The 12,616-nt window shown below is 73.4% G+C and carries 10 protein-coding genes; 7 read left to right on the top strand and 3 right to left on the bottom strand.

Going from position 1 to position 12,616, the window contains the following annotated elements; all coding sequences use genetic code 11:
• The first annotated feature begins 23 nt into the window (after positions 1–23).
• The 3 genes from ACGFI7_RS26320 (at position 24) to ACGFI7_RS26310 (ending at position 2,404) form a co-directional block, all read left to right on the top strand.
• Positions 24–494 carry an Lrp/AsnC family transcriptional regulator gene (locus ACGFI7_RS26320; protein WP_393409223.1) on the top strand — a complete coding sequence of 157 codons (471 nt, stop codon included), beginning with the start codon at positions 24–26 and terminating at the stop codon, positions 492–494.
• 49 nt (positions 495–543) lie between these two features.
• Entirely contained in the window at positions 544–2,106 is a 1,563-nt protein-coding gene (locus ACGFI7_RS26315; protein ID WP_393409222.1) for a glycerol-3-phosphate dehydrogenase/oxidase, read from the top strand.
• A gap of 118 nt (positions 2,107–2,224) precedes the next feature.
• Positions 2,225–2,404 (top strand): hypothetical protein, encoded by a 180-nt coding sequence (locus ACGFI7_RS26310; RefSeq protein WP_393409221.1) that lies wholly within the window; start codon positions 2,225–2,227, stop codon positions 2,402–2,404.
• Here the strand turns inward: ACGFI7_RS26310 and ACGFI7_RS26305 are convergent.
• Positions 2,401–4,614 (bottom strand): hypothetical protein, encoded by a 2,214-nt coding sequence (locus tag ACGFI7_RS26305; RefSeq protein WP_393409219.1) that lies wholly within the window; start codon positions 4,612–4,614, stop codon positions 2,401–2,403. The genes ACGFI7_RS26310 and ACGFI7_RS26305 overlap by 4 nt on opposite strands.
• 115 nt (positions 4,615–4,729) lie before the next feature.
• A complete protein-coding gene (locus ACGFI7_RS26300; RefSeq protein WP_393409217.1) occupies positions 4,730–5,896 on the bottom strand; it encodes an ROK family protein in 1,167 nt (388 codons plus the stop codon).
• 371 nt (positions 5,897–6,267) lie between these two features.
• On the opposite strand from ACGFI7_RS26300, the gene ACGFI7_RS26295 reads away from it, so the two are divergent.
• From ACGFI7_RS26295 to ACGFI7_RS26280, 4 genes are all read left to right on the top strand, one after another.
• Positions 6,268–8,517, top strand: a complete 2,250-nt coding sequence (locus ACGFI7_RS26295; RefSeq protein WP_393409564.1) for a HelD family protein — start codon at positions 6,268–6,270, stop codon at positions 8,515–8,517.
• A gap of 448 nt (positions 8,518–8,965) precedes the next feature.
• Entirely contained in the window at positions 8,966–10,795 is a 1,830-nt protein-coding gene (gene lnt / locus ACGFI7_RS26290) for an apolipoprotein N-acyltransferase (protein ID WP_393409216.1), read from the top strand.
• Positions 10,796–10,797: 2 nt separating this feature from the next.
• Positions 10,798–11,541 carry a polyprenol monophosphomannose synthase gene (locus tag ACGFI7_RS26285; RefSeq protein ID WP_393409215.1) on the top strand — a complete coding sequence of 248 codons (744 nt, stop codon included), beginning with the start codon at positions 10,798–10,800 and terminating at the stop codon, positions 11,539–11,541.
• 75 nt (positions 11,542–11,616) lie between these two features.
• Positions 11,617–12,114 carry an FxsA family protein gene (locus tag ACGFI7_RS26280; RefSeq protein WP_393409214.1) on the top strand — a complete coding sequence of 166 codons (498 nt, stop codon included), beginning with the start codon at positions 11,617–11,619 and terminating at the stop codon, positions 12,112–12,114.
• 77 nt (positions 12,115–12,191) lie between these two features.
• On the opposite strand, the gene ACGFI7_RS26275 is transcribed toward ACGFI7_RS26280, so the two are convergent.
• The gene (locus tag ACGFI7_RS26275) at positions 12,192–12,536 is read right to left on the bottom strand and encodes an RNA polymerase-binding protein RbpA (RefSeq protein ID WP_043625492.1); all 345 of its coding nucleotides are present in this window, start codon (positions 12,534–12,536) and stop codon (positions 12,192–12,194) included.
• Between the last annotated feature and the right edge of the window lie 80 nt (positions 12,537–12,616).

The raw sequence follows: 12,616 nt of genomic DNA, 5'->3' as shown, positions 1-12,616 counted from the left end.
CCGCGACCGGCTACCTTTGACCGATGGAGGAGATCGACCGCCGGATCGTCGCGCTGCTGGCCAGCGACGGCCGGATGAGCTTCACCGACCTGGCCAGGGAGACCGGGCTCTCGGTCTCGGCGGTGCACCAGCGGGTCCGCCGCCTGGAGAAGCGCGGCGTGGTGCGCGGCTACGCCGCGATCATCGACCACGACGCGATCGGGCTGCCGCTGACCGCGTTCATCTCGATCAAACCGATCGACCCCGCCGCCCCCGACGACGCACCCGAGCGGCTGGCCCACCTGACCGCGATCGAGGCGTGCCACAGCGTCGCGGGTGACGAAAGTTACATTCTCAAGGTGCGCGTCGCGTCACCCGTGGCACTGGAAGAACTCCTGCAACAGATCAGGGCCGCCGCCAACGTCTCCACCCGCACTACGGTAGTGCTGAGCACCCCGTACGAGCATCGCGCCCCCGATGTGACGCGGGCCGGCGAGAGCGCCGGCGCGGATTGAGCGCCGGCCCGCGTGAGATCATAGAGCCGCCGTCTCACTGGAGCACCACATGATCGCCAAGAGCACCGACGCCATGGCCTCCCGCGCCGAGACCCGTGAGGAGCTCAGCCGCGTCGCCTATGACCTGCTCGTCATCGGCGGCGGCATCCTGGGCACCTCCGTCACCTGGATGGCCGCCCAGGCGGGGCTGCGGGTCGCCATGGTCGACGCGGGCGACTTCGCCGGCGCCACCTCCAGCGCCTCGTCCAAGCTGGTCCACGGCGGCCTGCGCTACCTCCAGACCGGCAACGTCAAGCTCGTCGCCGAAAACCACCGCGAGCGCCGCGCCCTGGCCGGCGACATCGCCCCCCACCTGGTCAAGCCCCTCACGTTCCTCGTGCCGATCTACCGCGGCGGCCCCCACGGAGCCGCCAAGCTGGGCGCGGGCGTCTTCCTCTACTCCGCCCTGTCGGTGTTCGGCGACGGCGTCGGCAAGGTCATCACCCCCCAGCAGGCGCAGGCCAGGGTGCCCGCGCTCAAGACCGACGGGCTGCGCGCCGCCGCCGTCTACGGCGACCACCAGATGAACGACAGCCGGGTCGCCGTGATGACCGTGCGCGCCGCCGCCGACGCCGGCGCGACCGTGCTCAACCACGCCGAGGTCGTCGGGCTGCGCAAGACCGGCGGCACCGTCACCGGCGCCGAGCTGCGCGACCGGCTCGACGGCAGCGAGTTCGGCGTGTCGGCCCGGCTCGTGCTCAACGCCACCGGCCCGTGGGTCGACCACCTGCGCCGCATGGAAGACCCCGGGGCCGAGCCCAGCATCCGCCTGTCCAAGGGCGCCCACCTGGTGCTGCGCCGCCACCAGCCGTGGAAGGCGGCGCTGACGATCCCGATCGACAAGTACCGCGTCTCCTTCGCCATCCCCTGGGAGGACCACCTCCTGCTCGGCACGACCGACGAGCCCTACGAGGGCGACCCGGCCGACGTCCGCCCCACCGAGGCCGACATCACGCAGATCCTCGACGAGGCCGGCCACGCCGTGCTGGACGCCCAGCTGAGCCCCGACGACATCACCTACTCCTTCGCCGGCCTGCGCGTGCTCCCCGGCGGCCCCGGCCAGGTGGCCGCGGCCAAGCGCGAGACCGTGCTCACCCGCGGCAAGGGCGGCATGCTCTCGGTCGCGGGCGGCAAGTGGACCACCTACCGCCACATCGGCCGGGTCGTCCTCGACACCCTCGCCCACCTGCCCGGCCGGCCGCTCGGCGACGACCTGGCCGACATCCTGCCCGCCGTCCCGCTGCCGGGGCTCGCCAGCCCCGACGCGGTCGCCATGCGGCTGTGGACCGAACGCGACCCGGGCGCCCGCATGGACCCGCTGGTGGCCCGCCACCTCGCCTCCCACTACGGCTCCATCGCCTTCGACCTGGCCCGCCTCATCCGCGACGATCCCAGCCTGGGCGAGCGCATCCACTCCGGCGGCCCCGACATCTGGGCGCAGGTGGTCTACGCCCGCGACCGCGAGTGGGCGGTCACCGTCGACGACGTGGTCCGCCGCCGCACCACCCTCACCGTCCGCGGCCTCGACACCCCCCACGTGCGCGAACGCGTCGCCGGTCTGCTCGCCGGCTGACCCCGCCGTCCCTGTGTGGCCAACGACGCAGTCCGAACGGGTCGTACGACCCAGACCGGGAGACCCCGGCGGGAGAGAGTAAGGCCATCGCACCAGATCAGCAGCGAAGGTGATCGAGATGGCCGTTCTCCTCGGTACGAAGCCCGTCCACGACCCGCTGAGCGAGACCTACTTCGCCAGGGCGGCCGGCGCGCTGGACACCCACCGGGCCGGCGCCGGGCACACCTGCGACTCCTGCGGCGCCGCCTGGCCGTGCGCCCCTGCGCTGGCCGCCGCCTTCATGCTCGAACTGCACTAACCGCGCAGGGCGGCCCCGGTCAGCCGGCGGACCGCCTCCGCGTACGGCGGGTCGAACCAGTAGTCGGTGTGCCAGCGGGTCTCCGCCAGCGCATCGCCGGGATCCGGCCGTGCCGGGTCCCAGCAGAACAGGTCGACCGCCGACAGCGTCTCGCGCGGCCCGAACGGATCCACCCGCTCGAAGACCGGCCCGCCGATCGGGTCGCTCAGCCGGTACAGGTTGAACCAGGGCACCGCCTCCCGCACCGCCTCCAGCGCCTCCGGCCCGAAGTACGCCGGGAAGAACGCCGCGTACAACCGCCGCAGCGGCGACCCGTGCGTGAGCAGCCGCACCCGCCCCCGGGTCGCCGGGTCGAGCTGCAGCACCACCGACGCCCCGATGACGCTGCCCTGGCTGTGCCCGGAGATCAGCACCAGATCCGTCTCCGCCCCGGTCAGCCGCCGCACCCGGCCGATCAGCTCGGGCACCACCCGCTCGGTGTAGCACGGCGGGCTGAGCGGATGCGTGGCCCGCGGCCAGAACGTCGCCACGTCCCACAGGATCCCGATCGTGCGGCGCAACCCGGGATCGCTGTACGCGCGCCGCCCCAGCAGCACCAGCCCGACGAGGAACGCCGCCATCGCCCAGCTGCCGACCGTGGCGAGCAGCCCGGCCACCCCGTCCATCGGGCTCAGCATCCGGAACTGGTAGAGGACGGTCACCACCGCGAACCCGGCCAGCCCGGTCCCCGTCAGCAGCCCCAGCACCAGCCCCGCCCGATCCGTCAGCGCCGCCAGCGCCCAGCAGCCCGCCACCTCGCCGCTGTGCCGCCCGTAGTGCGGCTCCAGCCGGGAGACCAGCCGGGCGGCGTCGGACCTGCGCGCGTTCCACAGCACCAGCGCCACCGCGGCCAGCCCCGCGAGCAGGACCGGCACCAGCGCCGCCGTCCACCACACCGGGTCGTCCAGGAACAGCCGGCGCCCCACCGGACCGCCCGCCCCCGGCGAGGACGGCACCCCGAAGAACGCCGCCGTCCAGAACATCACACCCAGCCCCAGCGCGTTCGCCACCGCCGCGGCCACGAGCAGCGCGAACCAGCTCGCCAGCCCGCCCATCGCCCGCGGCCCCGCCCCCCGGTCACGCCGCGCCAGCGCCGCGGTGCCCGCCAGCATGAACACCACCAGCCCCAGCGTCAGCACGAACTGGACCGTTCCCGCGCCCACCCCGGGCAACTGCCGCGAGACGGCCCCGCCCGGCAGCCCGACGGCCGCCGCGACCAGCGTCACACCCGGCACCACCAGCCCCGCCACGCCCAGCGCCGCGCAGATCCGGCTCAGCACCGCCCCGCCCGGGTCGTCCGCGCCAGGGTCCACCCGCCGCGCCACCCCCGGCGCGACCACCACCAGGACCGCCGCCACCAGCAGCCCCCCGTTCGCCACCGTCAGCGCCAGACCGGGACCCGAACGGGTGAAGGGCGCCGCCACGGCCAGCCCGATCCACCCGAGCGAGAACGCCAGGTGCACCGCCCGCAGCCGCCGCACCGGCTCGTCGCCGTGCCACAGCCGCGGCCGGGCCAGCAGCAGGCCGGACCGGTCGAACCCGTCGGGCGGCATCGCCGTCCGCTCGTCCCGTTTCCACGTCCGCCGCCCGACCACCCACAGCACTACCACCACCGCCAGCGGCACCAGCGCGGTCACGGCCAGCCGCCGCGAGTCGTCGGCGCCCCACAGCTCGCCCATCCACCGCACCCAGCCGGGCGCGGTCTCGTGCGTGCACGCCCGGCCCGCCGCCGTGCACTGCCAGCCGATCAGATCCACGCTCGCCCGCGTGACCGCCGCCACCAGCGTGCCCGTCAGCAGCAGCGCGAACAGCCGCTGAGCCGCCTCCACGGCCCGCCGGACCCCCCGGCCGCCCGGCGGCCTGGGCAGCATGAAGTACGCCAGGTTGGCCAGCGCGAACGGCAGGAGCAGCAGCCACAGCGCGATCGCCCGCCCGCCGGAGGTGAGCCCGGCCCACGCGTACGCCTCGCGATGCCGTTCGCCGGGCACGTCCGCGCCCTCGGCGTCCGGCCGCCCGGCGGGCCACCAGCGCCGGTAGAACCCCGTGGTCCCGTCGCCCGCGACCAGCCGGGGATGCGGATGGTTGAGCATGTCCCCGGGCGGCGTGCCGGACACGCCGTGCACCCGCAACTCCGTCAGACCGCCCGTGGTCGTGTCCAGGAACCCGTCCATGACCGCAGCATGATGACGGTACGGGGGCTCACGCCAGGTGAAGGCCTACTCTGTCACGTTCCCGCTACTGTCCAAGCCGGGCGAAACCGGCATGATCCCACCCCCTCGCGGGACGTCACGCCGTCACGCCCGTCGAGTCCAGCACCTCGTCGCGCACCGTGGCCAGCGCCAGATCCAGCGCCCCCACCAGCACCGGATTGCCCGCCACCCGCGAGAGCCGCACCCGGGGCCTGGCGATGGTCAGCGCGTGCAACTCCTCCTCGATCAACGCCCGCAACCGCTCACCGCCCGCCAGCGGCACCGCGCCGGTCAGCACGATCAGCGCCGGATCCATGATCGACGTGATCGCCGCCAGCCCCACCGCCAGCCGCGCCGCCACCTCGCGCAACGCCGCGCCCCCGCTCCCCGGCGCCTCGGCCGCCAGGACCGCGTTCCCGACCGCCTCACGCAGCCCCGCGCCAGCGACGCCGTGCCGCCGCAGCACCTCCAGCACCGCCGAGCCGCCCGACAACGCCTGGAACCCATGGTCGGCGTACGGGCCGTTCCCGCGGGCGGTGGGCGCCCCCGGCGCCGGCATGTAACCGACCTCGCCCGCCCCGCCCGTCGCGCCCCGGTGCAGCCGGCCACCCAGCACGATCGCCGCGCCGATGCCCTCGTCGGCCCAGAGCAGCACGAAGTCCGGCGTCCCCGCGGCGGCCCCGTGCGCCCGCTCGGCCAGGGCCACCAGGTTGACGTCGTTCTCCACCGACACCGGCACGCCCAGCCCCCTCGACAGCTCGGCCACCAGCCCGTCCATGTGCCAGCCGGGCATGTCCTCGGCCGTCGCGTACCCCAGCCGCCCCGTCGTCGGATCCACCGCCGCCTGCACCCCGATCACCACATGACGCGGCGGCGCGGGCGGCCGCGCCCCCGCGAGCGCGGCCCGCAGCCGGTCGACCACGTCCCCGCCGGGAGCCTCCAGCACGTGCTCGCCGACCACCGTCCCGGTCAGGTCGGCCACCCGCGCCGAGATCCGCGCCGAGGTGACGTCCAGAGCGGCCGCGTACGCCGCCTCCGGGTTGATCCGGTAGACCTCGGCCGTGCGGCCCGGCAGCCCCTCCCGCACCCCGTCCAGCACCACCAGCCCCGCCTCGCGCAGCCGGACCAGCAACTGCGACGCGGTCGGCTTGGACAATCCCGTCAGCGCGCCCAACTCCGGACGGGTCAGCGGCCCGCGCTCGATGAGCAGGCGCAAGGCCGCGCGATCGTTGATGGCGCGTAGCAGACTGGGAGTGCCCGGCATGGAACGGCTCACTGTCACCCCCCACCCAAGGGGTTAGGAAACTTTCCTAACTAACGGTGACCGTAAAGAGCGCGGCGGCTTCGGTCAAGAGAGGCGGCGAAGCCGTGACCGTACCGGAGAAAGGCCCGCGCGGACACCGTTGCCCCAGGCGGAACCAGGATAGGGAAAAGGCGGGAGAGCACTGCAACAGGCGTGCTAATGTCGTCGTTTGTCGTAACAACAAGCAGAATGGCCCGGAGTGTCCCATTAACCACAATAATGGTCTGGCGGCAACCCGTCAATCGGAACGCGCCAGGGAGCAAGCATACGTCACCCGCCTGTACGAGCGGCTGGACGAGCTGCGCGAGCGCACCCAGCACCAGTTGAAGGAGGTGCTGGCCAGCGGCGCCGTCGGCACGATGCAGAACCGGTCGGAGCGTGACACCTTCGCCGAGATGTACGCCACGCGGCTGGCCCGCCTGTGGGCGGTGGAGCGCGGCCTGGCCTTCGGCCGCCTCGACCACGTCGAGGAGGGCCGGCTCTACATCGGCAAGCTCGGCCTCACCGACGACGAGCAGGAACGGCTGCTCATCGACTGGCGGGCCCCGGTCGCGCAGCCGTTCTACCGCGCCACCCCGGCCGCTCCGATGGGCCTCACCCGGCGGCGCCACCTGCAGACCCGCGGCCGCACCGTGGTCGGCGTCGACGACGACCTGCTCGACTTCGACTCGCTCACCGAGGACGACCGGGCCACGCTGAACGGCGAGGCCGCCCTGCTGGCCGCGCTCGGCGAGCGGCGCACCGGCCGGATGCGCGACATCGTGGCGACCATCCAGGCCGAGCAGGACAAGGTGATCAGGTCCGACCTGAACGGCACGCTCGTCGTCCAGGGCGGCCCCGGCACCGGCAAGACCGTCGTCGCCCTGCACCGGGCCGCCTACCTGCTCTACACGCACCGGGAGCGGCTGGAGCGGCGCGGGGTGCTCATCCTCGGCCCCAACCTCACCTTCCTGCGCTACATCGAGCAGGTGCTGCCGTCGCTGGGCGAGACCGACGTGCTGCTGTCGACCGTCGGCGAGCTGTATCCGGGCCTGACCGCCACCGCCAGGGAGCGGCCCGAGGTGGCCGCGGTCAAGGGCGACGCGCGGATGGCCGAGGTGCTCGCCAGGGCGGTGCGCGACCGCCAGCGCGTGCCGAACAAGCCGATCGAGCTAAACCTCGGCCGCCACACGCTGACCATGGACCGCAAGATGCTGGAGTCGGCCGCGGGCAAGGCCTCCCGGTCCCGCCGCCCGCACAACCAGGCGCGCGCCGTGTTCGTCCGGTCGCTGCTCAACGCGCTGGCCCGGCAGGCGGCCAGACAGCTCGGCAAGGGCATGATCGACGAGGACGAGCTGGGCGACCTGCGCGAGGAGCTGCGCACCGAGCCGGTCGTGCGGTCCGCGCTCAACCGGCTGTGGCCGTATCTCACCCCGCAGCGGCTGCTGCTCGGTTTGTACGGGTCGCCGGAGCGGCTCGGGCGGGCCGCCTCGATCCTGACGGCGCGGGAGCGGGAGCTGCTGCGGCGCGAGGGCGCCCGCGCCGGGGAGTGGACCGAGTCCGACGTGCCGCTGCTGGACGAGGCCGCCGAGCTGCTCGGTGAGATCGACGAGCAGGTGCTGCGGGCCAGCGCGCTGGCCGCGGAGGAGGAGCTGGCCGCGGCCCGCCAGGCGGAGGAGCACGAGCGTGAGGCGGAGCTCGCGTACGCCCGCGAGGTGCTGGAGCTGACCGGTTTGTCCGATGTCATGGAGGCCGAGCGGCTGGCCGAGCGTCAGCGTGGTGAGGGGCCCTACCTCACCACGGCCGAGCGTGCCGCCGCCGACCGCACCTGGGCCTACGGGCACGTCATCGTGGACGAGGCGCAGGAGCTCTCGCCGATGGCGTGGCGGGCGGTCATGCGGCGCATCCCCACCCGGTCGATGACGATCGTCGGCGACATCGCCCAGACCGGCTCGGCGGCCGGGGCGCGGTCCTGGGCGGAGGTGCTCGACCCGTACGTGGCCGGGCGGTGGCGGCAGGAGCGGCTGACGGTCAACTACCGTACGCCCGTCGAGCTCATGGAGGTCGCCTCGCGGGTGCTCGCCACCATAGATCCCGGGCTTGAGTCGCCCCGGTCGGTGCGGGAGAGCGGGGCGAGCCCGTGGGCCGCGCCGCTGGCCGAGCTGCCCGGGATCGTCGCGGCCGAGGTCGCGCAGGGTGGCAAGGTCGCCGTGGTGGCGCCCGACGCGCTGCTGTCGTCGCTGGGGGAGACGCTGGGGGAGACGGTGGGGGAGACGGTGGAGGGCGCCGTGGTGGTCATGCCCGGCAGCGGGCGCAGCCGGGGCGCCGAGGCGCTCGACGCGTCCGTGGCGGTGCTCGGCGTGGCCGACGCCAAGGGGCTGGAGTTCGACTCGGTGATCGTGGTCGAGCCCGATCTGATCGTCGGGCAGTCGCCGCGCGGGACGAGCGACCTGTACGTGGCGCTCACCCGGGCCACGCAGCGGCTGGGGGTGGTCCACGATCGCCCGCTCTCCGATGCTTTGCGTGCCTTGCCGAGGTGGGGCGGCGCGGAGCCGGGGGCGCCTGCCGGGCCGGGCAATGGCCGCCCACCTGGGAAAACTTGATGTTTCTGCTGATCGGGACACGGTTGACATCTGAGGCTGAGTCGGTAGTTTGCTGCGCAGTCCAGCACGGGACTTGGCCGGTTGGCCGTCTCTGACATCGCCGGATCCTGCGTCCGTGACGGAGCGTGACTTCGTCCACACAGCCAGGTGCAGGGCCGTCGGTCCGTCGAGTCGGGGCACCCCAACCGGGCGGGGGGTTGGACCCGGGACGGGCCCGGGAGCCCAGTAGACAACGGAATTCCGCGCTCGCCGCCGACGAGACGGGTCCGGTCCGAAGGGTTTCCGGGCCCTCTTCCCGTTCCCGTGCGCAGGGCTCGCCAGTGCGCCGGGTGGTCCCGTCTGACGCGGGATCACCCTGTCGCCTCGTCCGGCATGACCGGGGAGCGCCTCCGGGGCGGTAGCGTTTTCGCATAGCAAGGCGTGCGGATCGCGAGGAGACCCCGCAGTGGTGCAGGAGAAGACGGGCCCGCCGGCCACCCCGGCGTCTCCCGGTGACGGGAGCGGCCGGCCCATGCCCTCACCCGACGGCGGTCCCGCCTCGCCGGACGGCGCCGAGCACGCCCGGACCACCCCCGACGCGGACGGCGCTGCCGCGCTCGGCGCGGGGGAGCGCGAGCTCAGCGGGGAGGGTGGCGCGGGAGGCGCGTCCGCCGGGTCCGTGACCGGCGTGGCGGACGCCGCGCCTGCCGGTGGTGTCGAGGGCGCGCGGAAGGGGGCTTCCGGGGCAGGGGACCGTGGGGGGCCTTCTCGGGGAGGCCGGTCGGAGTCGCGGTGGGTGCTCGCCGGCCGGGTGGTAGCCGCCGCCGTCGGCGGGATGCTGCTCTATCTGGCGTTCCCGCCGCTCGGCTGGTGGTTGTGCGCGCCTCCCGGGCTGGCGCTGATCGTCGGCTCGCTGTACGGGACGCGGCCCAGGAGGGCGGCGTGGATCGGCTATCTGGGCGCGGTGGTGTTCCTGACGCCCACGCTCGCCTGGGTGCGCACGATCGGCGTCGACGTGTGGATCATGCTGGTCGCCGTCGAGAGCCTGTTCTACGCGGCCATGGCCGCCGCGGTCGCGCCGGTCTTCCGGCTGCGGCTGTGGCCGGTGTGGTTCGGCGCGCTCTGGGTGGCGATGGAGTGGGCGCGCGGGCTGGTGCCGATCGGCGGGTTCCCGTGGGCGCGGGTGGCCTTCAGCCAGGGCGAGTCGCTGTTCACCCCGTACGCCGCGCTGGGCGGCGCGCCGCTGGTGTCGTTCGCCGTGGCCGTGTGCGGCGCCCTGCTCGCCCACGCCGTGCTCGTGCGGCCGGGCCGGGGCCTGCTGCGGGCGGTGCCGGTCGCGCTGGCCGTGGCGGTGCCCGTGGTCGGCCTGGTCGTGCCCCGGCCGCAGGACGAGGGCCGCACCGTCAACGTCGGCATCGTGCAGGGCAGCGTGCCCGGCCGCGGCATGTACATCTTCGGCGACGAGCCCGCGGTCGTGCTGAAGAACCACTCGGAGGAGACCAAGCGGCTGGCCCGGCGGGTCCGCGCCGGCGAGTTGCCCGCGCCCGATCTGGTGGTGCTGCCGGAGAACTCGACCGACATCGACCCGTACACCGACGCGTTCGCGTACGGCACGATCCACGACTCGGTGCGTGACATCGGCGTGCCGACGCTGGTCGGCGCGGTGGTGGCGATCGGCGACGACAGCCGCGCGACCCGCAGCCTGGTGTGGGACCCGGTCACCGGCCCCGGCGCCCATTACGACAAGCAGAACCTGGTGCCGTTCGGCGAGTACACCCCGTTCAAGGAGATCGTGCTCGCCCTGTACGAACGCGCCAACCTGGTCGGCAGGCAGTCCGTCCCCGGCACGGAGCCGGGTGACCTGAAGCTGGGCCCGGTCACCATCGGCGCGGTCAACTGCTACGAGGTGGCCTACGACGGCACCGTGCGCGAGACCGTGCGGGCCGGGGGGACGCCGATGGTGGTGCAGACCAACAACGCCTCCTACGCGCTGTCCAACCTGCCCTCGCAGCAGCTGGCGATGTCCAAGCTGCGGGCGGTGGAGCACAACAGGGCGTTCGTGACGGCGGCCACCACGGGGATCTCGGCCTTTGTCACGCCGGACGGTAAAGTCTCGTGGCAGACCGGCGAACTGGTCGCCGACAGCACCGTCGTGACGGTGCCGGTCCGTACCGAACAGACGATCGCCACGAGGGTCGGCGCGGCGCCCGAGTGGGCACTGATGATGTTGGGAGCGGCGGCCACCGTCGTCGCCGCCTGGCGCAGGCGCCGGGCCGACCGGATGATAGGGGACGACTGACGATGGAGACGCTCGGCCGGGTGCTGGTCATCGTCCCGACGTACAACGAGCGGGAAAACCTGCCGCGGATCACCGAGCGGTTGCGGGCCGCGTTGCCCGAGGCGCACGTGCTGGTGGCCGACGACAACAGCCCTGACGGCACCGGCAAGGTCGCCGACGAGCTGGCGTCCGCTGACGACCACGTGCACGTTTTGCACCGGCCGGCCAAGCAGGGGCTCGGCGCCGCCTACATCGCCGGGTTCCGGTGGGGGCTGGGCGAGGGCTACGACGTGCTGGTGGAGATGGACGCCGACGGGTCGCACCAGCCGGAGGAGCTCCACAAGCTGCTGGCGGCGCTCTCCGACGGCGCCGATCTGGCGATCGGTTCCCGTTACGTGCCGGGCGGCAAGGTGAAGAACTGGCCGGCCTCGCGGGAGTTCCTGTCGCGCGGCGCCAACCTCTACACGCGGATCATGCTGGGCCTGCCGGTGCGCGACGCGACCGCGGGGTTCCGCGCCTACCGGGCGGCGACGCTGGAGAAGATCAGTCTGGCCGACGTGGAGTCGCAGGGCTACTGCTTCCAGGTCGACCTGACGCTGCGCACCTGCCGTCACGGGCTGCGGGTCGCGGAGGTGCCGATCACGTTCGTGGAGCGTACGGTCGGCACGAGCAAGATGAGCGGCCGGGTGATGGCCGAGGCGTTCTGGCGGATCTTCCAGTGGGGGGTCGTCGGGCTGCCCTCGCGGTTGCGCGGCCGGCGGTCCTGAACGGCGGAACGCGGCGGCGGTTCCGCGCGTTGTCCTATCTGGACGTGTCCTTCATGTGCACAGAACGAGGCGACGATGCGGCTCCTGCTTTTCCTGGCCTTCCTGGTGGTTCCGCTTGTGGAGGTATGGCTGCTGATCCAGGTCGGATCGGTGATCGGCGGCTGGCCGACCGTCGGCCTGCTGGTGGTGGCCGGGCTGCTCGGCTCGTGGCTGGTGCGGCGCGAGGGGCGCCGGGCCTGGCGCAACCTGCAGGAGTCGATGCGCACCGGGGTGATGCCGGAGCGTGAGCTGGCCGACGCGGCGCTGGTGCTGGTGGGCGGCGTGCTGCTGGTGACGCCCGGGTTCTTCAGCGACGTGGTCGGCGTGGCGTGCGTGCTGCCGTTCACCCGGCCGCTGATGCGGCGGCTCGGCTGGTGGTTCTTCGACCGGCGGGTCAAGAAGATGGCGGCGGCTTCCCCGTACGCGCATCTGTATCCGCCGCAGGCCGGCCCCATGCGCGCGGACAGCGCGCCGGGCGGCGCCCCCGGCGGGAAGGTCGTGCACGGCGAGGTCATCCGCGAGGACGCCGACTAGCGGCACGCCCCAGAGCAGACCCCGGGCAGAGCAGAACCCCCGGGCCGGCGGCCCGGGGGTTCACCGTGAGAGGGATGTCAGGCGCTCTTGCGGCGCTGGGCCCGCAAGACCGCCAGCCGCTCGTTGAGCACCTCTTCCAGATCTTCGATGGACCGCCGCTCAAGGAGCATGTCCCAGTGAGTCCGCGGCGGCTTGGTCTTCTTCGACTCCGGTTGCTCGCCGTCGACCCGCACCGCGGTCGCGCCGCACATGCGGCACTCCCAAGTCGCGGGGATCTCGGCCTCGGCGGCAAGCGGAACCTCGAAGCGATGCCCCTTGGGGCAGGTGTAGGACACCTCCTGGCGCGGGGCCAGATCCGTGTTACGGTCGTTCTCGTAGCTGGTTGCCCCGAGCCGGGTGCCACGAAGCGCGCGCTCGCCCATGTTTGAATGCCTCCTACAGGGCCCCCATGCGTGGGGGGTCTGTCTCCCACGGTGTGTAACGCTTGGTACCGTGATGGGAT

The organism is Nonomuraea sp. NPDC048826 (assembly GCF_043198225.1).
Taxonomy (GTDB): domain Bacteria; phylum Actinomycetota; class Actinomycetes; order Streptosporangiales; family Streptosporangiaceae; genus Nonomuraea.
This window is presented reverse-complemented; position numbering and strand designations above follow the sequence as displayed.